23 protein-coding genes and 1 tRNA gene are annotated in these 23,956 nt (G+C 29.3%); 9 read left to right on the top strand and 15 right to left on the bottom strand.

Features of this window, described 5'->3' with window-relative positions; all coding sequences use genetic code 11:
- Position 1: 1 nt before the first annotated feature.
- Positions 2-1,126, bottom strand: a complete 1,125-nt coding sequence (locus H6553_09575; GenBank protein MCB9034075.1) for a PorV/PorQ family protein — start codon at positions 1,124-1,126, stop codon at positions 2-4.
- Between the two features lie 185 nt (positions 1,127-1,311).
- On the opposite strand from H6553_09575, the gene H6553_09580 reads away from it, so the two are divergent.
- The 3 genes from H6553_09580 to H6553_09590 all read left to right on the top strand — a co-directional run bounded on the left by H6553_09580 (position 1,312) and on the right by H6553_09590 (position 4,522).
- Positions 1,312-2,592 carry a tyrosine--tRNA ligase gene (locus H6553_09580; protein MCB9034076.1) on the top strand — a complete coding sequence of 427 codons (1,281 nt, stop codon included), beginning with the start codon at positions 1,312-1,314 and terminating at the stop codon, positions 2,590-2,592.
- A gap of 619 nt (positions 2,593-3,211) precedes the next feature.
- On the top strand, positions 3,212-4,096 hold the full coding sequence (locus H6553_09585) for a hypothetical protein (GenBank protein ID MCB9034077.1): 885 nt from the start codon (positions 3,212-3,214) through the stop codon (positions 4,094-4,096).
- Positions 4,097-4,111: 15 nt separating this feature from the next.
- The gene (locus H6553_09590; protein MCB9034078.1) at positions 4,112-4,522 is read left to right on the top strand and encodes a GNAT family N-acetyltransferase; all 411 of its coding nucleotides are present in this window, start codon (positions 4,112-4,114) and stop codon (positions 4,520-4,522) included.
- Positions 4,523-4,547: 25 nt separating this feature from the next.
- Here H6553_09590 and H6553_09595 read toward each other — a convergent pair whose 3' ends face one another.
- A complete protein-coding gene (locus tag H6553_09595; protein ID MCB9034079.1) occupies positions 4,548-4,829 on the bottom strand; it encodes a 2Fe-2S iron-sulfur cluster binding domain-containing protein in 282 nt (93 codons plus the stop codon).
- Positions 4,830-4,919: 90 nt separating this feature from the next.
- On the opposite strand from H6553_09595, the gene H6553_09600 reads away from it, so the two are divergent.
- From H6553_09600 to H6553_09610, 3 genes are all read left to right on the top strand, one after another.
- Positions 4,920-6,662, top strand: coding sequence for an amidohydrolase family protein (locus tag H6553_09600; GenBank protein ID MCB9034080.1), 1,743 nt, complete (start codon positions 4,920-4,922; stop codon positions 6,660-6,662).
- An 83-nt stretch (positions 6,663-6,745) separates the two neighbouring features.
- Entirely contained in the window at positions 6,746-8,227 is a 1,482-nt protein-coding gene (gene dcm, locus H6553_09605) for a DNA (cytosine-5-)-methyltransferase (GenBank protein ID MCB9034081.1), read from the top strand.
- 3 nt (positions 8,228-8,230) lie between these two features.
- Complete coding sequence (locus tag H6553_09610) at positions 8,231-9,328, top strand: HNH endonuclease (GenBank protein ID MCB9034082.1); 1,098 nt, start codon at positions 8,231-8,233, stop codon at positions 9,326-9,328.
- A gap of 10 nt (positions 9,329-9,338) precedes the next feature.
- Here the strand turns inward: H6553_09610 and H6553_09615 are convergent, their stop codons facing one another.
- Both H6553_09615 and H6553_09620 read right to left on the bottom strand, forming a co-directional pair.
- The gene (locus H6553_09615) at positions 9,339-9,791 is read right to left on the bottom strand and encodes an RES family NAD+ phosphorylase (GenBank protein ID MCB9034083.1); all 453 of its coding nucleotides are present in this window, start codon (positions 9,789-9,791) and stop codon (positions 9,339-9,341) included.
- A gap of 2 nt (positions 9,792-9,793) precedes the next feature.
- Entirely contained in the window at positions 9,794-10,231 is a 438-nt protein-coding gene (locus H6553_09620) for a DUF2384 domain-containing protein (GenBank protein MCB9034084.1), read from the bottom strand.
- Between the two features lie 169 nt (positions 10,232-10,400).
- Between H6553_09620 and H6553_09625 the strand changes: the two genes are divergently transcribed.
- The gene (locus H6553_09625; protein ID MCB9034085.1) at positions 10,401-12,647 is read left to right on the top strand and encodes a cation:proton antiporter; all 2,247 of its coding nucleotides are present in this window, start codon (positions 10,401-10,403) and stop codon (positions 12,645-12,647) included.
- A 107-nt stretch (positions 12,648-12,754) separates the two neighbouring features.
- On the opposite strand, the gene H6553_09630 is transcribed toward H6553_09625, so the two are convergent.
- Both H6553_09630 and H6553_09635 read right to left on the bottom strand, forming a co-directional pair.
- Complete coding sequence (locus H6553_09630) at positions 12,755-14,365, bottom strand: IS1634 family transposase (GenBank protein ID MCB9034086.1); 1,611 nt, start codon at positions 14,363-14,365, stop codon at positions 12,755-12,757.
- A 249-nt stretch (positions 14,366-14,614) separates the two neighbouring features.
- The gene (locus H6553_09635) at positions 14,615-15,133 is read right to left on the bottom strand and encodes an acyl-CoA thioesterase (protein MCB9034087.1); all 519 of its coding nucleotides are present in this window, start codon (positions 15,131-15,133) and stop codon (positions 14,615-14,617) included.
- A 69-nt stretch (positions 15,134-15,202) separates the two neighbouring features.
- Here H6553_09635 and H6553_09640 point away from each other — a divergent pair.
- Together H6553_09640 and H6553_09645 are read left to right on the top strand one after the other, a co-directional pair.
- Positions 15,203-15,276 (top strand) — tRNA-Arg (locus H6553_09640).
- Between the two features lie 14 nt (positions 15,277-15,290).
- Positions 15,291-15,740, top strand: a complete 450-nt coding sequence (locus H6553_09645) for an SRPBCC family protein (protein ID MCB9034088.1) — start codon at positions 15,291-15,293, stop codon at positions 15,738-15,740.
- On the opposite strand, the gene H6553_09650 is transcribed toward H6553_09645, so the two are convergent.
- The 9 genes from H6553_09650 to H6553_09690 form a co-directional block, all read right to left on the bottom strand.
- Positions 15,734-16,327: a bifunctional phosphoribosyl-AMP cyclohydrolase/phosphoribosyl-ATP diphosphatase HisIE gene (locus H6553_09650; protein MCB9034089.1), complete on the bottom strand. Its 594-nt coding sequence runs from the start codon at positions 16,325-16,327 to the stop codon at positions 15,734-15,736. The two genes, H6553_09645 and H6553_09650, sit on opposite strands and share 7 nt — an antisense overlap.
- Before the next feature lie 126 nt (positions 16,328-16,453).
- Complete coding sequence (locus H6553_09655) at positions 16,454-17,293, bottom strand: phosphopeptide-binding protein (GenBank protein MCB9034090.1); 840 nt, start codon at positions 17,291-17,293, stop codon at positions 16,454-16,456.
- Positions 17,271-18,719 (bottom strand): hypothetical protein, encoded by a 1,449-nt coding sequence (locus H6553_09660; protein ID MCB9034091.1) that lies wholly within the window; start codon positions 18,717-18,719, stop codon positions 17,271-17,273. The genes H6553_09655 and H6553_09660 overlap by 23 nt, the downstream gene beginning before the upstream one ends.
- The gene (locus tag H6553_09665) at positions 18,712-19,908 is read right to left on the bottom strand and encodes an oligosaccharide flippase family protein (protein MCB9034092.1); all 1,197 of its coding nucleotides are present in this window, start codon (positions 19,906-19,908) and stop codon (positions 18,712-18,714) included. The genes H6553_09660 and H6553_09665 overlap by 8 nt, the downstream gene beginning before the upstream one ends.
- Positions 19,909-20,054: 146 nt before the next feature.
- Positions 20,055-20,777 carry a sulfite exporter TauE/SafE family protein gene (locus H6553_09670; GenBank protein ID MCB9034093.1) on the bottom strand — a complete coding sequence of 241 codons (723 nt, stop codon included), beginning with the start codon at positions 20,775-20,777 and terminating at the stop codon, positions 20,055-20,057.
- Positions 20,774-21,220 (bottom strand): FixH family protein, encoded by a 447-nt coding sequence (locus H6553_09675; GenBank protein ID MCB9034094.1) that lies wholly within the window; start codon positions 21,218-21,220, stop codon positions 20,774-20,776. The genes H6553_09670 and H6553_09675 overlap by 4 nt, the downstream gene beginning before the upstream one ends.
- A gap of 1 nt (position 21,221) precedes the next feature.
- On the bottom strand, positions 21,222-22,625 hold the full coding sequence (gene ccoG, locus H6553_09680; protein MCB9034095.1) for a cytochrome c oxidase accessory protein CcoG: 1,404 nt from the start codon (positions 22,623-22,625) through the stop codon (positions 21,222-21,224).
- Between the two features lie 10 nt (positions 22,626-22,635).
- Positions 22,636-23,760, bottom strand: coding sequence for a c-type cytochrome (locus H6553_09685; protein ID MCB9034096.1), 1,125 nt, complete (start codon positions 23,758-23,760; stop codon positions 22,636-22,638).
- Between the two features lies 1 nt (position 23,761).
- Positions 23,762-23,953: a CcoQ/FixQ family Cbb3-type cytochrome c oxidase assembly chaperone gene (locus H6553_09690; protein ID MCB9034097.1), complete on the bottom strand. Its 192-nt coding sequence runs from the start codon at positions 23,951-23,953 to the stop codon at positions 23,762-23,764.
- Positions 23,954-23,956 lie beyond the last annotated feature (3 nt).

Raw genomic sequence — 23,956 nt, forward strand, 5'->3', positions numbered from 1 at the left:
ATTATTCAACATTATTTGAATTTTGTTCAACAGGAATTACTATAGGTTCTTTGTCGTTTTTATCTTTTCTTTTATTAATCCCAACTCTAGCAGAAACCACATGCGAATATTGGTTATTCGATGCTTTACCTACATCTGTATAAGCATAATCTACAAAAATACTTCTAAACCTTAAACCAACACCTAAGTTTGGCTGAACGGTCATTTTATTCTTTCCATTCTCATCAGGTATTTTTTGAAAATTACCCACTCCTGCTCTTAAATAAAAAATCTCAAAAAAACCAGCTTCTACACCCAATCTTGGATCCATACTAAACGCATTGGTAGCAATCAGTGTGTTTCTTTTACCATCTGTAGTAATTTCCCAATCTAACTCAGCATTTAAACTTACTTTTTTAAACTGTTTATTATAAGCAGCACCTAACTGAATTCTTGGCAAAGTAATTTCTAATGAACTCTTAGGAATTTCATTATTGGTTTGAGCTAAAATTTGTTTTTCTTTATCTGTAAATGAAAAAGACCAAGCATTAAATGTAGTAGTAATATCTTTAACTGTTAAACCAATCTTCCAATCTTTAATAGTATAAATAGCACCAACATCGACACCAAAACCCCAAGATTTTGCAAAACCACCAGCTTTATGATGTACTACTTTTGCAGTTGCTCCAATAGATAAATTAGGAATAATTTGATTGGCATACGACAGTAAAATACCATAATCTCCAACAGAAAATGATTTTACATTGTCGTAATTAATTGTTCCATCTGGCTCAATTAGTTCTAAAGTGTTCGGAATATCATCTACACCAAAACGAAGAAAATTTAATGCAAATGCATGTTTATTACTATCCAAAGGAAATGCAATTCCAGCATAATCGTATTTAGCAATACTAGCAAAATACTCGCTATGCATAAAGCTAAATTGTATATTATTTTCAATTTTTGTTAAACCAGCGGGATTCCAATAACCAGCAGTTACATCATTTGTAGAAGCAACGACAGCATTGCCTAAACCAAAGTTATGAGCTCCTACACCAATATACATAAAATCGTTACTATACTTTGGTGGTTGAGCCGAAAGTGTTACAACAAGTGATGTAAATATAAACAAAAAACATTTTTTCATATCCAATATGTTAGATAAGCATATATAGAAAAACTACTACTATACTTATCTGTAAAATTATTTAAAATTATTTACAATAAGATTAAAAAAGCTAAATTTTCGTTGCATTTCGTAAAATTGTGAATATTAACAGCAAGACAACGACTATTGAAAAAATAGATTGTATTTTTGGCAAAAAATATTCTATGGGATTTGTTGATGAATTGAGATGGCGTGGTATGCTACATGACATTATGCCTGAAACTGAAAATTTATTGAATAGTGGCAAAGTAGTAAAAGGTTATATTGGTTTTGATCCAACTGCAGATTCTCTTGGCGTTGGTAATATGGTACAAGTAATGACCTTGTTACATTTTCAGAAAGCAGGACATCAACCTATTGCATTAGTTGGTGGTGCAACTGGTATGGTTGGCGATCCAAGTGGAAAATCTCAAGAAAGAAATTTATTAAGTACAGAAGAATTAGAACACAATTTAGCTTGTCAGAAAAAACAATTAGAACAATTTTTAGATTTTGATTGTGGTGAAAATTCAGCCAAAATTGTAAACAACTATGATTGGTTTAAAGAGTTTAAATTTTTAGATTTCATTCGTGATGTTGGAAAACATATGACTATCAACTATATGTTAGCGAAAGAATCAGTACAAAGAAGATTGGAAAATGGTTTGTCGTTTACTGAATTTTCGTATCAATTAATACAAGGTTACGATTTCTATCACCTTTGGAAAAATGATGGCGTTTTACTACAAATGGGTGGAAGCGACCAATGGGGAAATATTGTAGCAGGAACAGAACTTATTCGTAGAAAAGATGCTGGAGAAGCGTATGCTTTAACTACACAATTAATTAAAAAAGCAGATGGTACTAAGTTTGGTAAAAGTGAAAGTGGAAATATTTGGTTGGATGCAAAAAAGACATCACCGTATAAATTTTATCAATTTTGGTTACATACTAAAGACAAAGACATAAAAAACTTTATAAGCATTTTTACTTTGAAGAATAAAGAAGAAATAGATAATATAATTAAAGAACACGAACAAGCTCCACATTTATGGATTGCTCAGAAAGCTTTAGCAGAAGATATTACTAAACGCGTTCACGGACAAACAGAATTAGATAATGCAATTAAAGCATCGAATATATTATTTGGCAATTCTACTAAAGAAGATTTTAATACACTAAGTATTGAACAACTATTAGATGTGTTTGATGGTGTTCCTTCTTTTAATATTAGTAGAGATAAACTCAACGCTGGTGTTAGTTTGATTGATTTATTAGCAGTTGAAACCAATATCATGCCATCTAAAGGTGAAGCTAGAAAAATGATAAACAGTAATGCCATTGCTATTAATATGGAAAAACTAAGCGATGAACAACAAGCTATTGATACTTCGTTTTTAATTCAAGATAAACTTTTAGTAGTAAAAAAAGGAAAGAAAAATAATTATTTAATAGTGGTTGAGTAATTGTATTTTATAACGCTGATGACAATGATTTTTTTGATTTTACGCTGAAGGTTTTTTAAACTATTGCTGCGATTATCTGCTGAATCTGCATTATCTGTGTTCTATAATTCTTGGAACGCTGATGACACTAATTATTATGATTTTACGCTGAAGGTTTTTTAAACTATTGCTGCGATTATCTGCTGAATCTGCATTATCTGTGTTCTATAATTCTTGGAACGATGATGACACTAATTATTATGATTTTACGCTGAAGGTTTTTTAAACTATTGCTGCGATTATCTGCTGAATCTGCATTATCTGTGTTCTATAATTCTTGGAACGATGATGACACTAATTATTATGATTTTACGCTGAAGGTTTTTTAAACTATTGCTGCGATTATCTGCTGAATCTGCATTATCTGTGTTCTATAATTCTTGGAACGATGATGACACTAATTATTATGATTTTACGCTGAAGGTTTTTTAAACTATTGCTGCGATTATCTGCTGAATCTGCATTATCTGTGTTCTATAATTCTTGGAACGATGATGACACTAATTATTATGATTTTACGCTAAAAATTTTCTTTGTCATTTATAAAAGTTTTTCATAACTTACATTAAAATTATAACTTATGAAAAATTTATTAAAACTTTTAATTGCATTTTTTGCACTTTCAATCATTGCTTCTTGTAATAAAGATGATGATAATAACACACCTATTACGCCAACACCTACTGATACCATAACTTACAAACCTCGTTTTTTTTCTTACGATTATTATAATGGTGCACTTCTTATTTATGATGTAAGCAATACAGCGAATGTAAAACAATATGCATATGCTTGGTCTAATACCAGTCATAAATTTGAGTATTCTAAAACAATAGATACATCTTCAAGTGGCGATTATAGACATTATATTTCTAAAAATTGGCCGAGTACTGTTACAGATCCTGTTGCAACTGGTGTTTATGGCGTTCATATACAAGATAGAAGTGCAAACAATAATACTTATTTTGTGTATGCCACAGACAATCCTTTATATGCTATAAATACGAGTACCATGACTGATGACCATACCAATATTCCACTTGCTTGGACAAATGCTGGAGTTATTGATGGATATGCTCTTTCTAATGAATATTACAATAGTACAAGTTATGCTTCAAGTCGAATTTTCTTTGATTTGAATAATGACAAATATATTATTCATAGAAGTAGTAGTATTGTAGAAAATGATTCAATTTCTAACTTTGTTAAAACACCTTTAGGTAATATGACTTCTACTTCTATTGATTTTACTTTGGCAGACGCTGTATTTTATATTGAAAGAGGTTTAGACGATAGATATCCTTATGAAACACTAATTTATTTTTTAGATTACGAAACCATGCAGTATGTATTAGTAACTAGAAAAACGGACTCTATTACAGTAAACGGAAAAAATACTTTAAGAACAACAACATGGCAACCAATATCTAATTTAATAGATAGTTGGAAGGTTGATTTACAATAGTACAATACTATATATATGATAATTAGACAAACTAAAGCTATTGAGCTTAGTAAAGTCTTAGCATTCTATAATACTTGTAATTATGGTGGTGGTACTACTTTAAATGATGTAATTGTTTGTGCTGAACAAGATGGAAAAATATTAGGTGTAGTTAGACTTTGCATTGAAAATAATATTCTTGTTTTGAGAGGCATGCAAGTAGATAAACAATTCCAAAGACAAGGTATAGGAAAAGCATTACTAAAACATCTCAACAAAATAATTGGTACACAGACTTGTTATTGTATACCTTATGGTCATTTAGAACATTTTTATTCAAGTATTGGATTTGAAAAAATTGAAGAAGCTCATATACCTTCTCATTTATTACAAAGACTAAATACTTACAAACAAAAAGACCAATCTATGATTGTAATGAAAAAATAGTTTAACTAGAAAATCACTAACTATATTAACCTTCGTCGTAAGAAATAACTACTCGCTCTGATTTTGGATGCGACTGACAAGTTAATATAAATCCTTCTGCAATCTCTTCTTCTGTTAATGGTTCATCATCGTCCATTTCTACTTCGCCTTCTATTAACAATGCTTTACAACTACAACAAGCCGCTACTCTACAAGCATGTGGTGGATCTAAATCAGCATCAATTGCAGCGTCTAAAATTTTATCTCGCTCATCTACAATTAATTCATGTTCTAAACCATCTAATATTATTTTTACTTTCGATTGCATACAAAATATTTGATTGCTATAATACAAAAATTCAGTAATATCAAGAACATTTGTACTCTTTTTTTGTATTTTTATACAAAAGTTAAATAAATGCACACAACTATAATCAGAAACGGTTTATATTTTGATGGATTAGGCAACTCACCACAAAAAAAAGATGTGGTAATTAAAAATAATATCATTGATGCTGTTGTAGATACTGCACCAACTATTGATGGTGCTAAAGAAATTGATGCTACTGGACATTGGATTACTCCAGGATTTATTGACTTACATGCTCACTACGATGCAGAGATTGAAGTAATGCCAAGTTTAGATGAATCGCTTAGACATGGTGTTACTACTGTAATTATTGGCAATTGTTCGCTATCTGCTGCTCTTGGAAAAGATGAAGATATTGTTGACTTATTTGCTAGAGTAGAAAATATTCCTGCAAAAGTATTGAGCGATTGGATTATTGGTAATGTGAAATGGAAAAATGTTAGAGAGTACTACGAACATGTTGATACTTTGCCTTTAGGTTGTAATGTGGCAAGTTTTATAGGTCATTCTAATATAAGAATTGAAGCAATGGGAATTGAACGAAGCTTCATGGAAAAAAATGCGACCAAAGCAGAAATAGACCGAATGAAAGGCATTTTAAATGAAGCTATGCAAGCTGGCTATTTAGGTATGTCGGTAGATATGTTGCCATTTCATAGATGGGAAGGTCATTTCAATCCAAAATATACTGGTATTTCTGTGCCATCACAAAGAGCTGCAAAATCCGAGTACTGGAAATTATCACATGTATTAAGACAATACAATAGAGTACTACAAATAACACCAAATGCTGTTGACAAAACATCTGTTGCTACAATACTTAAATTAAGTCACGGTTTATATAAGAAAAGTTTAAAAACAACTATTGTTGCTGCTTTAGATTTAAAATCAAATGAAAACATATATAAACTATTGAAATTATTTAGTGTATTAGGAAATGATGTTTTAAGAGCTAAGATGTTGTTTCAAACATTAGCAGAACCATTTACTGTTTATGGTGATGGTCCTATTACGCCTTTGTTTGAAGAATTTCCATCGATGATTGCTGCTATTAGTGCTTCTTCTGAAGAAAGAAAAAAATTATACAAAGACGAAAAATTTAGAGCTCAATTTTTGAAAGAGTGGTTTCATAAAGCAGACTCTGTATTTCCGAGAGCATTAGATCAAATGATAGTAGTGAACTCGCCAGACCAATCACATATTGGAAAAACATTTACACAAATTGCTGTTGAAGCCAACAAAGATGCTGCAGAACATTTCTTAGATTTATTTGCCGAATACGATACTGCTATTCGTTGGAAATGCGATACTTCAAATCATAGAGAAAAAGAAAGAATGAATTTAATGTCATCTAAACACTGTGTTCCAGGTTTTAACGATAGTGGTGCACACAATGTTAATATGGCTTTTCATGATGGTGGTTTACAATTGTTGAAACAAGCCATGAACAATCCTGAGTTTATGACTATTGAAAGAGCAATACAAAGAATTACTAGTGAGCCATCTAAATTTTTAGGCATTGATGCTGGTGATATTTCTGTTGGAAAGAGAGCAGATTTGAATATTATTGATCCTACAAAACTTAACAGCGATGTTAATTCTGATGTTGTTGAAGATTATCATCCAATGTTTAATGGTAGCTATAGATTGGTTAAACGCTCTGGTAAAGTGGTTAAACATGTATTTATTAATGGTGTTGAAGCATATAGCAATAATGGTATTGTTGGATTCCATGAAGATTTAGGTAAGAAAAAAACATTTGGTCAATTACTAAAATCTAGTTGGAATTAAAAATGGTTTTATAGATTTATCAAGAAAAATTTATTTATTCCATGTTTTTGGACTACTTTTGTCCTAATGGATTTATCTATAATATGGTTGTAACTTTTGGTGAATATATAAAACAAAGAAGAACTGAATTAGGATTTCCTCTTCGTAAAGTAGCATCACATTTAGATATTGATACATCTACATTGGGAAAAGTTGAAAGAGAAGAAAGAAGTCTATCTACAGAATTATTACCTATCTTAGCAAAGGTATTAGAAACTGATAGAAAAGAATTATATAACTACTATTATTCTTCTAGATTAATACAAGAACTAAAGGATTATAAGAACTATAAAGATGTATTAATTATTGTAAATAATCAATTAGATCAACATATATTAAAACAAGGTCGTTTTCTTTTTCAAGAACCATGGACTGAGAAGAATTTTGCTCATCCAAATAAAACTATTAAACTAGCTACACTATTTTCTGGAATAGGTGCAATTGAATTTGCTTTAAGAAGGTTAAACCTAAAGACTGAAATCATTTTTGCTTCTGATATTGACAAACATGCAAAAGAAAGTTATTTTGCAAATTACGATATAGATGATACTCGGTGGTATAATAATGTAAAAGATATTAATGGAAAAAAATACAAAAATAAAATAGATTTACTTGTAGGTGGAAGTCCATGTCAATCTTTTTCCATGGTAGGCAAACGAAAAGGATTAAATGATACAAGAGGTACGCTATTTTATGAATTTGCACGAATTGTAAAAGAAAGTCAACCTAATGTTTTTATTTTTGAGAATGTAAAAGGGCTTATCAATCACGACAAGGGGAATACTTTTGATACAATAAAAGCAACTTTTGATGAATTAGGTTATAAATACTTCTATCAAGTACTCAATGCTAAAGATTATGGAATTCCTCAACACCGAGAAAGAATATTTGTAATTGGTTTTAAAGATAAATCAATAAGCTTTGAGTTTCCTGAACCAATTGAATTAGAATATAAAATGCAAGATTTTTTAGAAGACTACATAGATAGTAAATATTATTTAAAAGAAAAAGGTGTAAAGTTTGTAACTAGCTCTAAAAATAGGCAAAAAAGATATACTCAAATTAACGGACAAATAGCTCTATGTCAAAAAGCTAATCAGCAATTTAACTGGCATGGGGATTTTATTTTTGAAAATATAATTCAACAAGAATTTGATGAATTTATATTTGATGTCAACCAAGTTGAAGAAAAATATTATTTATCAGACAAGATTAAAAAATATGTACTTTCTGAAGGTACTAAAAACTTCAAAACAAAAATAAAAACAGATTTAAACATAGCTCGTCCTTTACTTCAATCTATGCATAAAATGCATAGAGCTGGAGTAGATAATTATGTTACTCATGATAAAGGCAGAATTCGTAAATTAACACCTAAAGAATGTTTACGACTAATGGGATTTAGAGATGATTTTAAACAAGTCGTTAGTGATACGCAAATGTATAGACAAGCAGGAAACAGTATTGTAGTTGATGTTCTTATTGCTGTTATAAAACAATTAGATATAACTAAATTTACATACTAAACTATGAATAATTTTCAAAAAATCAAAATAGACACAAATGAATTTTATATTATTGACTCTATCCAAAACCTAAGAGCAGAAGATAGTTTTATTTATCGTAAGAATAAACTTTCAATCTATAAGGGCAATGGAGAATCACGGAAATATGTAGGTAGTTATATTGGCTCAAGCGGAGATAGACTATGTGATTTCTTTGAATATAATAATTGGGGGCAAGGAAGAAAAAATGAAGAACGAGTATATACGCTAATTCAAAACAAATGTTTCTTTAGTAAAACTAATTTATTAAAATATATGTACGATGCTCGAATTGAGTATCAAAGACAAGAACAAGTTTACAAATTTAATATTTCAGAATTTTACAGTAAGCGATTAGAAATAGTAAATAAACTCAAAACTGAAAAAATATTCTTTTCTATTTATGATGTATCTGATTTTATTGATAACAAATTAAATAGAGCTTATATTCGTTCAGATGCTAAAATTTGGGATATTTGGAGAAAGCTTGTTTTACCAAAAATTAGTTATCTTTCAATATTAAAACTAATTCCTGTTGAAAGTAAAGGAGAAAACTTACAACCTCTCTATTACTTTAGAATTTTGCTTGATTATCAGTTTAGATCCATTGTTCACCCTAAACTTACTATTTCAACAAATGAAATTTTAATTGAAGAGAAACACAAACGTATTACAAAGAAAACACCTTCAAGAGAAGGACAACAACAATATCGAAAAAAAGTAATTGAACACATGCCACAGTGTCCATTTACAAAAATTTCAGACGATAGATTATTAATAGCAAGTCATATTAAACCATATAAAACCTGTATCAATGAAGACAAAGTTCACGAAGCAATAGATCATTTAAATGGACTAGCTCTTTCTCCAACTTATGATAGACTTTTTGACCAAGGATATATAACTTTCACAGACAAGGGAGAATTAATTTGCGGAACTCAACTTACAGCATACACTTGGGAAAGATTAAATATAAATCCCAATGCAAAAAATATAATGAGAATTTATCCTGAAGAAAGAGAAAAATATTTAGAGTATCATAGACAAAATGTATTTCAAGATAATATAAATGAATTATTATAATACATTAATCTCACAGCAATCTATCATCCCAAGGAAAATCTTCTACTAATTGTACGCTTACTTTTTTGGAAAAACTTGGATGCTTGGTATTGATGAGATAATTATTTTCCCAATGAACTAAAGCAGATGGCACTTTTAACACTAACGACTGTTGTGATTGATACCATTTAGAACCAATGATTTGTAATTTGGGATAACACTCTATCGATTTCCAATTTTTAGGCAATTGTCTAATGTTTATTTCTACAATATCTGATTTTTTAATATTCAAATCAATAAACAGTAATTTGTAACCAGTAATGAGATTAATATTATTTCTATGTGCTACTAATTCTAAAGTAGATAGTGCAACAGAACTGCCTGTGTATATAATAAATTCGTCGTCTTTATTCCATCGGTTTGCAACACCAGATGCTTGTAACGAATTGGCATATTTAGCTTTTCTTATATTATAAACTATCACTACTACACATTTTCGCCAAACTCCATTGCTGTAAGCCGATTGTCAATTAATTTTATACCAGAAATAGTTTCTAAAAAATCTGTTGGTGCTTTGTCATCTAGAAAAACATTTTTTTTAGACAACCATATCTCAAAATTATCTACGGTATCAAAAAGTGCTACACCATGTTTATATAAAGATAAAATTAATATAATATGTTCTTTTATATTTTCTTTGAGTACTAAATTTTCTTTGTTTTTATAGTTTCTTAAAGTTCTTGTAGTAATGTTTAACCACTTAGACAAAACATCATCATTTAAACCTATAATGTTATCTAGCAAAGCAATATATTCAGGATCTAATTTAGATTTTATAGAATATATATAAATATTAGAGAAATCACTGACTGGAGGAATTGCTTCAATTATTTTTCTTTGTTTGGTATTTAATTGAACGGTCATTTTTGCATGTTTTATTTTTATGCTATACAAATATAGTGAAATTTTTCCGAATATACAAAGAAATTTTTCCTACATAAATATTAATACTCAAATTATCTAAACTATAATTTTTTATAAGGTATAGCATTCCAATTTGTATTTCATTAACTTCACGAAAGAAGTAATAAATATGCCAAATATTATTTTATCATCTACCATACATTTACCAGACCTAATTACTGATTTGGCACTAATTTTAATTACTGCAAGTATAGCTGTACTTATTTTTAAACGCTTAAAACAACCTTTGGTTTTAGGTTATTTGGTTGCTGGTTTTTTGGCTGGTAAAAATTTCGACTTCTTTCCTACTGTTGTAAAAACTACCGATGTTTCTGTTTGGGCAGAAATTGGTGTTATTTTTCTTTTGTTTAGTTTAGGTTTAGAATTTAGTTTTAAGAAACTAGCAAAAGTTGGCAATACAGCATCTATAACTGCTATTACTCAAATTATAGCCATGCTTTTTATTGGTTATAATGTAGGACAACTCATGCAATGGTCTGCTATGAACAGCATTTTTTTAGGTGTAATTTTGTCTATCTCTTCTACCACAATTATTTTAAAAGCATTTGACGAATTAGGTGTTAAATCACAAAAATTTGCAGGCAATGTAATCGGTTCGCTTATAGTACAAGATTTAATGGCAATTTTATTAATGGTATTGCTTTCTACCATTGCTGTTAGTAGTCAGTTTTCTGGTGGCGAATTATTATTTGCCATACTTAAATTATTTTTCTTTCTAACACTTTGGTTTATTGTAGGTATATTTTTTATTCCACCATTTCTACAAAAAGCAAAAAACATAATGACCGATGAAATGCTACTCATTGTATCTATTGCCATGTGTTTATTCATGGTAGTTTTTGCTGCTAATGTTGGTTTTTCTCCAGGACTTGGTGCTTTTGTAATGGGTTCTATTTTGGCAGAAACAACACAATCTGAACATATAGAAAAATTAATAAAACCAGTTAAAGATTTATTTGGTGCTATCTTTTTTGTATCGGTTGGTATGCTTATTAATTTAGACACTTTAGTACATCATTTTGTGCCTGTAATTATACTTACTTTTGTAACTATTTTCGGGCAATCTATTAGTTCTACTATTGGCAGTTTAATTTCCGGACAACCATTAAAACAATCAATACAAACAGGAATGAGCTTATCGCAAATTGGTGAGTTTTCTTTTATCATTGCCACATTAGGTAGTTCGTTAAAAGTAACTGAAGATTTCTTATATCCAATTGTAGTAGCTGTTTCGGCAATTACTACATTTACTACACCATATATGATAAAATATGCTACACCATTTGCCTTGTTAGTAGAACGAAAGTTGCCAAGAAGTTGGACTTACAAAATAGCACAGTACAGTGCCAATATGCAAACATTAAAACCTACAAACTTGTGGCGTTCTTACATTAATTCATATATACGATATATTGTAATTAATGTAGTAATTTCAATTGGCATAATATTACTTTCTAGAACATTACTACTACCATTTTTAGAGCGATTTGAATATGGTACTTATCTAACAGCTATTGTTACTATTATTATTTTACTACCATTTTTTTGGGCAATTTCTTTGCGAAAAATAAAAGCAGATAGCATTAGCGAATTAATCAAAGAAAGAAAATACAGAGGTGCATTAATTATTATGTCTATTGTTAGAGTTTTAATTTCGCTATCGATACTTGGATTTATACTCAACAATTTTATATCGCCAATTTTTGGAATTATCATGATTATTATATCAATATTCATATATATTATTTTTCCAAAACAAATCAATGAAATATATCATTATTTTGAAAATAGATTATTAAGTAATTTTAATAATGAAGAAGATGAAGTATTTACTACTACTGATAAGCATCATGTGCTACGACAAAATATTAATGCTTGGGACGGTCATATTGCTTCATTTATTATTCCAGAGAACACTACTATTCTAGGAAAAACACTAGAAGAATTACGACTTAGAGAACAGTTTGGAATTAATATTGCTTATATTAAAAGAGGTGATAACACAATATATATTCCTAAAAAAACAGAACGCATTTATCCTAATGATGAAATTAGTATTATAGGAACAGATAAGCAAGCCAAGAAGTTTAGCGAATACATAAACATTAATAATATACAACAAACAGACAATAAAAATATTGAAATAGTTTTGTGGAAAATGGATTTAATAGATGATAAGTATATTAATAAAAGTATTAAATATTCTAATTTAAGAGAAGCTACCAATGGCATTATTGTTGGTATAGAAAGAGATGGCAATAGAATTTTAAATCCAGAATCGAATTTTATATTACAAGCCAACGATGTACTTTGGATAGTTGGCGACAAACGAAAAATAATTTCTATAATAGAATAGTATTATCTTTCATTTTCCAATATTTTTCTCAAGTTTGACACGATATTGAGTTAATTAATTGATTATCAACAATAGTGTTATTGGATTGGCTCACTACAAATTGGATTTTATAGTGTTAGTTTGTCTTTTGGAATGATGGGTTGTAATGGCATTAAACCTATTGCTCTTTGAAGTGCAATTTCGTTTTCTGTTGGTCTTGAACGTACATAGATTTGCTCTTTATTGTGTTGTAACAAGCTTACTTGCATTTTATTTAGCGTAGTTCTTAGCGTATTCTCTGTGAGTTTTAGTCCGCTTTTATTGGTTCTTTGTAGTGTGTAGTTTAATAGTGTATAAGCGATATAGCATAAACAAATATGTCCTTTAATTCGTTTGTCTGTCCAATGAAACATGGGTCTTATTTCTAAGTGTGCTTTAAAGGTTCTAAAGGTGTGTTCTATTTTATAAAGTTGTTTGTATTGTTCTAATACTTGTGTTGCTGTAAGGGTTTTGTTGTTGGTGCTAATAGCCAAAATGCCATCGTACTTTGCATCGTTTATTAGTTTTTGTTCATTCAGTTCATAGCTGCCTTTTGGGTTTTGTTGTATATAAAACCTACTTGCTTTTTTGGTAATTAGAGCTGTATTTTTTAATAGTATTTTAGCTGTAGCTTCTTTGTCTTCTCTATCTTGTTTGTCTTTTTTTGCTCGTTTTTGGCTGTGTGTTACGATGATTGTTTTACCATCGTGTTCTACGGTTTTATATGTAATTACAATGGCTTCGCCAGTTGTATCATGGTATATCCATTGTTTGGTAAAAGAAGCTAAATCGGTAAGCTCGGTTTGTAATGTTTTAGGTAAACTTTTGATGCGTTCGCCAAGTATAAATTCGTAGCCATTGTTTTTGGTAATTTCGATGTTATGTTTCGATAACATACCTCTATCTGCTACCATAATTATTTTTTCTATTTGATATTGTTTTTTTAAATCGATTAATGCTTTTTCAAAAGTATGTCCTTCGTAGGTATTGCCTTCAAAAATTTGATAACCAATCGGATTTTTATCAGTATCTATGAGCATACAAAACAAGATTTGTGTGTTTCCTATTTTGCCATCTTTACTAAATCCTTTTTGCCTAAGTTTGCCTTGTTGTTCTACTTCACTTTCAAAATACAAAGTGGTTACATCATAAAATACAACATCCAATTTTTGATTAAATAAATCTCTGCCTGTTTGGAAAATTTGTTGTTGAATGAGCGATTGATTGTCGGCTAATTTATCTAAAGTTCGATACAAGTGATGTAGCGAAACAGTAGGCAAATTAAGATATTCCGACTGATGTAGATAATTTTGATGTTTACTACACGGATCTTGTAATCGCTCTAAAAGCATCAACAAAACAGCATCCGAAAAATTAAATTGTAGTTTGTTTTTTGAGGCTATTCTGCGAAACACATCTTGCAAACCATAATGCTGTAATACTTTTTGGTAGAGGTATTGATAGCCATAATTGTATCTGCCTAATTCTAACAAATCGCCAGTTAGCAATGCCTTTACTTCGCCACCACCTAACTCAAATAATTGGATACCGATGGCTCGCAATTGGGCTGGTTTATAATCTTCTACTTTGCCAAGTGTGTGTAATATTTTGTGCTTTGATTTGCCCTCATCATTTCGATAGCTTTCTAAGATACGCAAATACGTGCCTGATGATTTTTTCTCTATCCGCAAAAATGACATACTGCAAAAATAGAGCGGATAAACTAATTATAAAAGCAACCAAAAAAAAATCGGCTCACTACAAATTTGAAAAAATAAAAACAAAACTCAATAAAATAAGGCGTTCTCAGTCATATTTTATGAAAAGGTGTCAAACTCGAGAGATGGCAATAGAATTTTAAATCCAGAATCGAATTTTATATTACAAGCCAACGATGTACTTTGGATAGTTGGCGACAAACGAAAAATAATTTCTATAATAGAATAGTATTATCTTTCATTTTCCAATATTTTTTTAAAATATTCACTATCTGATGCTTTTAATTTTCCTGCTTGTACTAATCTAATTTCTCTTCTGTGCAAAGCATTTTCGTACAACACTTGTTCTCGTTCTGTTTCTGGTTCAATTGCCATTACTTTCACTGGTTTTTGGTCAAAATCTAATCCTACAAAAGTAAAAAATGCCTCATGCGATTTTGTTTCTGTTCCAGTTTGTACATTTTTTATATATACTTCACAAATTACTTCCATAGAAGTATTAAATGCTCTAGTTACAAATGATTTTAGCATTACAATATCGCCAACTTTTATAGGCAAATTAAACGAAACATTATCTAGAGATGCTGTTACTGCATAAGCACCACTATGTTTTATAGCACTAATTCCAGAACACACATCCATCCAACACAATAAATTGCCACCCATTAAATTACCAATTGGATTGGCATGTCCTGGCATAATTAATTCTGTTTGTATATTCAGTGTATCGCAAGGTTTTCTCGAACTCATAAACTGCAAGTTAATAAAAATGAAAATTATTTTGGATAAACATTTTAAACTATATTTGTGCTAATCATTGACCTCGTAGTTCAACTGGATAGAATATCAGATTTCGGCTCTGAGGGTTGAGGGTTCGAATCCTTCCGAGGTCACAAAAATAAATTCTATGGAAAAAATTCATATATTACAAGACTTTGATGCACCTATTCACAATGTATTTGCTTTTATTAGCAATCATAATAGGTGGAATGAAATTTTTCCTGCTGCGTATTTAAGACGCGTAATTAATAGTCCAGATCCTAAAAATATAAATGGTGTTGGTTCTACTAGAATTGTAGCTACTTTTCCTTTTCCTTTTTTTGAAACTATTACACAATATCAAGAAGATAAGTATTTAGAATATAAAATAAGTTCACCAAGTATACTTAAAAATCATATTGGTAAAATGAATTTTATTGCATTAAGCGATAGAAAATGTAGACTAGACTATACCATTGAATTTGATGGTGTAATTCCTTTTAGCAGTTTTATTATTAGAAATATCTTAGAGAAGGAAGTTGGCAATGGCATTAGAGATTTAGCATTAAAATTTAAGCGAAATCCAAATTATTATTGATGCCTGCTTTTAAGTTTGGCTAGTACTTCATTAAACGAATAACCTTTTGCTGCTAGTAAAACTAAAAAGTGATATAATAAATCTGCTGATTCGCCCAAGAATAAATCTTTATTATCGTCTTTAGCTTCTATGACTACTTCTATAGCTTCTTCTCCAACTTTTTGAGCAATTTTATTTATGCCTTTATTTAACAGACTATTGGTATAAGAACCTTCTTTTGGATTAGCTTTTCTATCTAAAATAACTTTTTCAAGAATATGTAAAAAAGAAAAATCTTGTACATTGTCTTCTGCCCAACAAGTATCTGTTCCTTTATGACAAACTGGTCCTCTTGGTTTTGCTTTAATCAAAAAGGTATCTTTATCGCAATCTAATTCAATGCTTACTACTTCTAAGAAGTTGCCACTCTCCTCACCTTTTGTCCAAATTCTATTTCTGCTTCTACTAAAAAATGTTGCTCTGTTTGTTTCTAGTGTAATCTTTAAAGATTCTTCTGTCATATAAGCTAACATTAATATTTTACCAGTTTCGTTGTCTTGTACAATTGCTGGTAACATTCCACCTTGTTTTGTAAAATCCGCTTGCATAAAAATTAATTGTAATATAAATGTAGCAATTAAAATTTATAGCACTAAGTTATTAGTTGAAATCAATATTAAGATTTCAATACATTTCAAAAGTAAAATGTTGTAATATCATTAATATATTACATATTAATTATCTGCTTTTTCTTTTAATGTAACCGTTCTTGTTACTGGATTGAACTGGCTATCTACTACATTATTATCTTTATCTAGCAAAGTAAGTGTAATGGTATTTTCACCCATTTTCATTCCTTCAATAAAAAATGGCACCCATTTAGTAATTAAAAATGTAGCGTCGTTAATTTGTGCTTTCACTTTATAACCTTTTTCAGATAAGTTACAATTAACTATAAAAAAGTCTAATAATACATCGTTTACTTCTTCTCCAACATAAGTACCTTTTGGTCTGCTGTAAAATAGATGTGGGTCATTTAATCGTGGATTAGCATATTTTGCTGTATATCTACTTTTTCCAGTTATAATACTTGTTAATATATATGCATTTGGATTTTTTACACTTTCGTGATAAGAACGAGACAAAAAACACAATACAACATGCTGACCATCTTTTGTATCTACACTAAAATCATTGGTATAATGTGCTGTATATGGTTGATTATCTACAATACAGTGTATGTGCTGACCTTGACCAGAATTGGCACAAGTTGCAATACCTGTTCTATCTGTTTGCTCGCCAAGTGTATAATTTTTTACATCAAAATTAAGATGAATTTTATTGTTATCTAGTTCTTCTAAATTAGATGATTTCATGAGTTGCAAACTTGCATCGGCAAAAGATTCTGGACTATACAGTTCTTTTAGTGTAATGCCTTTGTCTTTCATAGTAATTAAAGGTGTACCTAAATCTTCTATTGCTTTTTGTTTGGTTTTGGTTTCTGCACTTCTACAAGAAATAAAAAAAAGTATCGCGATAAAAAATATAATGCTACAAGCTAGTATCTTTTTCATTTAAAAATATTTTGTGAATGAAGTAATATGCCCACAATGTATTAAAATTATTTTGCTTTTGGAATTTTTTATTCTTAATTAATGTTTTGAGTTGCTTAGATAAGTACTGTGTATTTATTGGATCATTTTGCAGTTTTTTATAATTGTTATTTTGTATATATTTAACAATATTATTAGGTAAAATAGATTTGAGTATCTTTTTGAATTTGTTTTTTTTAGGATGAGATGGTTTATAAAAATCTATTTGCAGTAGTTTGAAAAAGTGTTGCATTAAAAACTGCTCATAGCTTGTATAGGCATCTTTTATAGGAACACTGTACCAGTTTTGAAATAAATCGTGATGATTAGATAAAATAAACCATGGATAGTTGAAGAATTCAAAAGTCCGAAGACCATTTGTACTAAACTTTGCAGCTCTATTGATACTGTACCACTGTCTATAATCTAATAAATTATTATTAATATATTCTTTATAGTAAGCTAAATAAAATTCGGATTGATACATACTAGCAGCAAAGCAATCGGCGAAAGTACCTTGTAAAAACAAAGCATTTTTAGGTATTAAATTGTGTTGTTGCATATAAGCTAATGCAAAATAATCTTGCTCGTTTGGCAAACCTGTGTAATGATGATTTTGGGTAGCAAACTCTATAAATCTTGTAGAAAGAAATTCATTCAAACTTACTTCATCGTATTCAATAAACAAGTGCTTATAGTTTAATTGTTGAGTTACTTTTTGTGCTATTTTATGTTCAAAACTATTTTTAACACCATAGGTATAAGTTAGTACATTTTCTATATTATTTAATTTCAATAATGCAACAATAGTTCTTGAATCGTAGCCAGCACTTAATGGCACTACAAAAGTATAGTTATTATAATTTTGTTGTAGCACCTTTATTTGTGTATGATAAGTATTCAATACTTTTTCTTCATTAAATAATAGTTTATTATTAATATGTTTAAAATAATAATCTATAGTTGTCATTTGATTGATTTTATCAATAAATAAATACTGTCCTGAGTTGAGTTGTTTTAGATTTTTAAGTAAGGTATGTTCGTTATTCGTAGTATAAATGGTTTTAAAAATCTGCACTTGCTCTTCATCTATAATAGTCGTGCTTTTAAATTCGTTGCTAATATCGTTTCCTATAAATATATTGTTGTTGTCTATTGCATAAAGTATTGGAAAACTTCTTAGTCTATCTACAGCTGCAAATAAAAATTCATCGTTATCATAAATAAAAGCAAAGCTATCTTTTATTGATGTACAAATTTGTAGGCAATCATTTAAATTATTTGGCTGAGAATTAAATAAATAATCTTCATTCGTTGAATTATTAGTAATTAATCTAAAATTATTTATTAGTTTATATTTAAAGTAAAATACATCATATAGTTCTATATTTATTTTAAACTTACTCATCAGACAGTTTTAAAATATAGTTTAGCAAATAAATATTGAATAGAATACTTACTACTACAAACAAGACAATAGCTACATAGAAGTCTTGTAAATAATATCCAATAGCAATTGCGAGTACTCTACAAAGCAAAAGTGAAGTATTCCATTTTAGTTCAACAGCTAATTTCTTTTTTATGTCTAGTAAAAAACTTATTGGTTGCACTACTATAGACAAAGCGTACCACAAAATTAAGTATTGTGTAATTATTCCAGCATTTATCCATTGTTCTCCAAATATAAAAACAACTATACTTTTTCCAAATATCAATAAAATAATTGTAGGAATTAATGCCAAAACAAAACCAATGAGTGCTACTTCTTTGGTGTATGTCTTTAATTCGTTGGTATCTTTATGAGCTGCTTCACTATAATAAATTTGTCCCATTGCTGTATTGTACATATTTACTGGTGCTTGTAAAACTCTTGTTGCCATAGTGTATGAACCTGCTAATACACTTCCAAATAAAAATTGTATTAATGGAATAATTATATTTTTTGACAATGTATTAATAAACGATGATGGTACACTATACATTGGAAATATTTTGTATGCTTGTAGTGTTTGCTGTAGTGTTTTAAAATTGTATTGGTTGATTTTAAGTAGCTTAAATTTTAATATAAGTATTATACTTACTAATAGTTGTGCTATTATAAAACCAATAATTAATGCGTTTTGAAAATCAAAATAATACTTTAAGATTAGTGCAGCGATTGGAGCTACAATTGCTAGAATGAGTCGAATTATATTGATAAATTGATAATTTTTTATTCTGTTGAGCCAATAAAATAATGGCTGATAAATTCCATATGCTAACACTACAATAAATAGTGTAACATATATTTTATTATACACTATTGATAATATAACTGAGACTAATAACCAAATTAAACTAAATAAAAATGCAATAGCTATTGCGTGTAAGTATATTTGTTTAGCTTCTACATCATTTTTTGGTAATTGTACTGCTACATCTAATTTTAAATTTATGGTTTCTGTTGCAATAAGCAATAATGACATATACACACCAAATGTTGCAAATTCTGTTGGTGAAAAATAGTGTGGTAATATTAATGCAAAACAAAAATTAATGATTTGTGCTATAAGCAACACCGAAAACAATTTAGAAAAATTGCCTTTTAATAGTATCATTAGTGTTGATTTAATTGACTGCACTTAAACCCAAGTTACGCATTAGAAATTTATTTCGAAAATATACTACTTCTAATTTAATTAACATCAACTTTTGTATTGCATTTATTTATAAAATGCTAAAATAAATTCTGGTCAAAATAATACTATTCTTCATGACAACAAGAGGAGTGTGTGCCTTGTTGTGTGTGTTCTAGTTGTGGTGAGATGTATGGAATACCTAAATTCATGCCTCGTAAAATTAATAGTATTGCCATTATACTTAATACTATTGGAGTTGCTTTTCGCATGATATTTCTTACTTTAAGTGTAAGCCATTGCTTAGAAAAAATTAAGGTAGTCATTATTGGAAATGTACCTAAGCCAAATGCTACCATTAATAATGTACCATTTATAACACTTCCTGTTGCTAAAGCTGCTGCTACGCCTGCATAAACTAAACCACAAGGCAAATAACCATTTAATAATCCTATTATATATATATTAAATAATGAAGCATCTTTTTTACTATAAATAGCACTTAGTTTGTTTTTAATTGATTGATAAAATGTGTTGAGTAATGGTATTTTATTAAATCCTTTAAAAATATATTCTATTACTACAAATAATAAGATAGCTATACCAATTGCAATAGAAATTTTTTGTTGTAATGCACCTAAGAATAGTTGCTGACCTATTAATCCGAATAACAAGCCAATACTTGCGTAAGCTGTTAATCTTCCTAAATTATATAATGATGTAGCAAATAGTCTTTTGATTTTATTGGTGGTATTAATTGGCAATGCTAAAGCTAATGGTCCGCACATGCCTACACAATGAAAGCTACCTAGTAAACCTATTAAAAAACCAGAACTTATTGCTGTTATCATTTCTGAACAAATAAACTATAGTTGGTAAAGTATGCAGTATCGTTGGTATTCCAAGAAATCTCTACATCATAAAAACCTTTTACAAATTTATCTTTAGCTAATGTATAGTAGTTGGTGTTTAGTGTATTAAATCCAAAAGTTACATCTTTAGATTGGTCGTCGTTTTTAACAAACCGTAACTCTCCTTTTGTATTTGCATTGATACTTTTTGTAGGAAAGTCTATCACAATAAATTGTAATGAGTCTTTTACTCTAATTGCTTGATTTAAATTTTTATAGTTCTGTTTTCCATCTATTACTTGCTGATAGTTGATTTCTTTTTCGTAGTAATTGTCGTCTTTTAATTCTACTTTGTAGCTAAAACTTTTAACTACCATAAAGATGACACCGCTTATAAAAAAGAGTACTATAAATGCTGTAACATATGCCCAATTGAGTTTCATACTATTTAAATGGTCCGATAAAGTTAGTATTTATTCGCTGAATAATCTTTCCATTGTTGTAAATATCTAATTCTATTTTTGTTTTATAGGATTTTATATATTTATCATCTATAGTTATTATGATTGGATTATTGGTAATAGACTCTGGTTTTAGTGCAATATGTTCGTTGCCTACAACATCAATTTTTCCATCGATGCCTACTAATTTCACATCTACTTTTACGGTTTCTGCTATCTTGTTGATGGCTTTTAAATTATACATATTAGAATATCTTTCTCCATTATCTAATTTAGTATAACTTTGACCAGATGCTCTGACTATTTGTACATTAATGTCTTTTCTTGTAATGATTAAAGCTGCTAATACTGCTACTAAAATCACCAATAAACCTGTATATGCTTTGGCTTTGGTAGTAAATTTAATTTTAGTACCTGTTTTAATTTCTCTTTCAGAAGCGTAGCGAATAAGTCCTGTTGGTAAGTTAACATGTTTCATCATAAAATCGCAAGCATCAATACATGCAGTACAACCAACACATTCCATTTGCAAGCCATTTCTAATATCAATTCCTGTAGGACAAACATCTACACATTGATGACAGTCTATACAATCGCCTTCGGTTCTTTCCTTATTTTTTTTGAATTTAGCTCTTGGTTCTCCTCTATTATAATCGTAGGCAATTTGCATAGTATCTTCATCGAAAAGTGTGCCTTGCAATCTACCATACGGACAAATGGTAGTACACACAATTTCTCTTACATGAGCAAAAACACCATAAAACATGAATGAAAAAGCAAGCACTCCAATTAATAAACCTACTTGTTGAAAAGGATGAGCTAAGAACTGAAACACTGCTTCGTATCCAATAAAATAACTTAAAAATACATTGATAATTATAAATGCTAATACAAAATATATAATATGTTTTGATATTTTTTTAAACGCTTTATTACTTGTCCACGCTCCTTTATTTAGTCTTCTTTGTTTAGCAGGTGTTCCTTCAATCAACCATTCTATTGGTCGATATAAAAATTCTAAGAAAATTGTTTGAGGACAAACCCAACCACAAAAAATTCTTCCGTAAACTACAGTAAATAGTGCAATGAATAAAATAAAAATTATCATGGCTACTGCAAAAATGAAAAAATCTTGTGGCCAAAATATCTTAGAGAACAAATAGAATTTACCTTCTGGAATATTGATTTGCATAAAAGGTTTTCCATTGATTTTGATAAACGGAATTCCTAAGAACAATAACCAATAAACTGCTACAACTAATTTTCTGTAAAAGTAAAATTTACCTTCTGGTTTCTTAGCATAAACCCAATTTCTACTACCATCTTCGGCAACAGTACTAACTCTGTCTCTATAAGTTTCTCCTTCTAAAAGATCATCAATATCCATTTTAATACAATTAACCTTCTACTGTTGTAGAATCTGTAGTAGCTGTACTTGCACTAGCATCGCCTGCTTCTTGATACAACTCACCTTGTTTCTCTTTAGCATTTGCAGGATTAGTACCTTTTAATGATTTCACATAACTTGCTACTTCATTAATTTCTGCTGGTGATAGCATACTTTCCCAAGGAGTCATCCCTTTTTCTAGCACACCATATTTAATGGTATGAAAAATATCATTCAAGCTTCCACCATGTAGCCAGTAGTCGTCTGTTAAATTTGGTCCAGAAATACCTTCTCCGTTTGCACCATGACATATTTGACAATTGGTTTTAAAGATTGCTGCACCTTTTGCAATTCCTGCATCATCTAACATTTTTACATTCTTTTCATCAACAGCAGAAGTAGAGTTTGCCATAAAAGCGTCTTGCTCTGTTTTAGCTTTTAGTTCAGCGTTTTCTAATTCTACATATTGAGATGGAATTCTATGAGATACATTAAATTGATAAATATAAATTACTCCAATAATCATAGACGCAACAAAACCAAAGGCAAACCAAGGTGGTGTAATGTTATCTAATTCTCTAATGCCATCATATTCGTGTCCTACATCTAAATTATCTTCTTCACTTAAATCTTGGAAACTATTAATTTTTTCCCAAAGTGATTGTTCTTTACTACTTTCTTTAACTGCTTTTATTCCAGATAAAAACTCAATACTCTTAACTAAATAAAGAATAAATCCCACTTCTATCAAAATTAATAAAATAAGTATAAAAGTAAATGCTTTGCTTAAATCTAAAGTTTGTGCTGTTGAAGTAGCAGCATCTTGTGCTTGTAATAAAGGTATGCTTAACATTGCAACAGCTAAAAACGATAGTATTTTTTTATTCATACTATCTGGATTATTGCTTTTAAATAAATCGATTGCATTTTTAGTTGTGTTTACTAGTATTAAAATGAGAAAGGCAAGTACTAATGCAACTGCCAATAACACATAATTGAGTGGAATATTAAAACCAGTTCCTGTTGTATCTGTACTTGTTGTTTCTGTAGCTTGTGCGAATACACTACTTGTACTTAGCAAAACCAAAGATAAAAATGCAAAAGTAGCTTTGAATTTATTTATAAAATATTTCATATTATTGGTTATTATTTGAATTAACAATAGTATCATCATCTAAAGGAATATTTCCCATATATCTTATAAAGCCACTATCTGCTTTAAATACAATTACTAACATTACAACAAACACTGTAAAAAATATAATTAATGATAGTAGTGGATAAACTCCTACACCTGTAATTGACTCTAAATAATTTATGAATTTCATATA

This window comes from Chitinophagales bacterium (genome assembly GCA_020636535.1).
Taxonomy (GTDB): domain Bacteria; phylum Bacteroidota; class Bacteroidia; order Chitinophagales; family JADIYW01; genus JADJSS01.

Bases quoted from the DNA above. Each gene is read 5' to 3' on its own strand.
- ccoG (MCB9034095.1), bottom strand. From the start codon at position 22,625: ATGGATATTGATGATCTTTTAGAAGGAGAAACTTATAGAGACAGAGTT.
- H6553_09685 (MCB9034096.1), bottom strand. From the start codon at position 23,760: ATGAAATATTTTATAAATAAATTCAAAGCTACTTTTGCATTTTTATCT.
- H6553_09620 (MCB9034084.1), bottom strand. From the start codon at position 10,231: ATGACCGTTCAATTAAATACCAAACAAAGAAAAATAATTGAAGCAATT.
- H6553_09600 (MCB9034080.1), top strand. From the start codon at position 4,920: ATGCACACAACTATAATCAGAAACGGTTTATATTTTGATGGATTAGGC.
- H6553_09625 (MCB9034085.1), top strand. From the start codon at position 10,401: ATGCCAAATATTATTTTATCATCTACCATACATTTACCAGACCTAATT.
- H6553_09590 (MCB9034078.1), top strand. From the start codon at position 4,112: ATGATAATTAGACAAACTAAAGCTATTGAGCTTAGTAAAGTCTTAGCA.
- dcm (MCB9034081.1), top strand. From the start codon at position 6,746: ATGGTTGTAACTTTTGGTGAATATATAAAACAAAGAAGAACTGAATTA.
- H6553_09655 (MCB9034090.1), bottom strand. From the start codon at position 17,293: ATGAAAAAGATACTAGCTTGTAGCATTATATTTTTTATCGCGATACTT.
- H6553_09645 (MCB9034088.1), top strand. From the start codon at position 15,291: ATGGAAAAAATTCATATATTACAAGACTTTGATGCACCTATTCACAAT.
- H6553_09580 (MCB9034076.1), top strand. From the start codon at position 1,312: ATGGGATTTGTTGATGAATTGAGATGGCGTGGTATGCTACATGACATT.
- H6553_09575 (MCB9034075.1), bottom strand. From the start codon at position 1,126: ATGAAAAAATGTTTTTTGTTTATATTTACATCACTTGTTGTAACACTT.
- H6553_09595 (MCB9034079.1), bottom strand. From the start codon at position 4,829: ATGCAATCGAAAGTAAAAATAATATTAGATGGTTTAGAACATGAATTA.
- H6553_09660 (MCB9034091.1), bottom strand. From the start codon at position 18,719: ATGAGTAAGTTTAAAATAAATATAGAACTATATGATGTATTTTACTTT.
- H6553_09635 (MCB9034087.1), bottom strand. From the start codon at position 15,133: ATGAGTTCGAGAAAACCTTGCGATACACTGAATATACAAACAGAATTA.
- H6553_09585 (MCB9034077.1), top strand. From the start codon at position 3,212: ATGAAAAATTTATTAAAACTTTTAATTGCATTTTTTGCACTTTCAATC.
- H6553_09630 (MCB9034086.1), bottom strand. From the start codon at position 14,365: ATGTCATTTTTGCGGATAGAGAAAAAATCATCAGGCACGTATTTGCGT.
- H6553_09690 (MCB9034097.1), bottom strand. From the start codon at position 23,953: ATGAAATTCATAAATTATTTAGAGTCAATTACAGGTGTAGGAGTTTAT.
- H6553_09610 (MCB9034082.1), top strand. From the start codon at position 8,231: ATGAATAATTTTCAAAAAATCAAAATAGACACAAATGAATTTTATATT.
- H6553_09650 (MCB9034089.1), bottom strand. From the start codon at position 16,327: ATGCAAGCGGATTTTACAAAACAAGGTGGAATGTTACCAGCAATTGTA.
- H6553_09665 (MCB9034092.1), bottom strand. From the start codon at position 19,908: ATGATACTATTAAAAGGCAATTTTTCTAAATTGTTTTCGGTGTTGCTT.
- H6553_09670 (MCB9034093.1), bottom strand. From the start codon at position 20,777: ATGATAACAGCAATAAGTTCTGGTTTTTTAATAGGTTTACTAGGTAGC.
- H6553_09675 (MCB9034094.1), bottom strand. From the start codon at position 21,220: ATGAAACTCAATTGGGCATATGTTACAGCATTTATAGTACTCTTTTTT.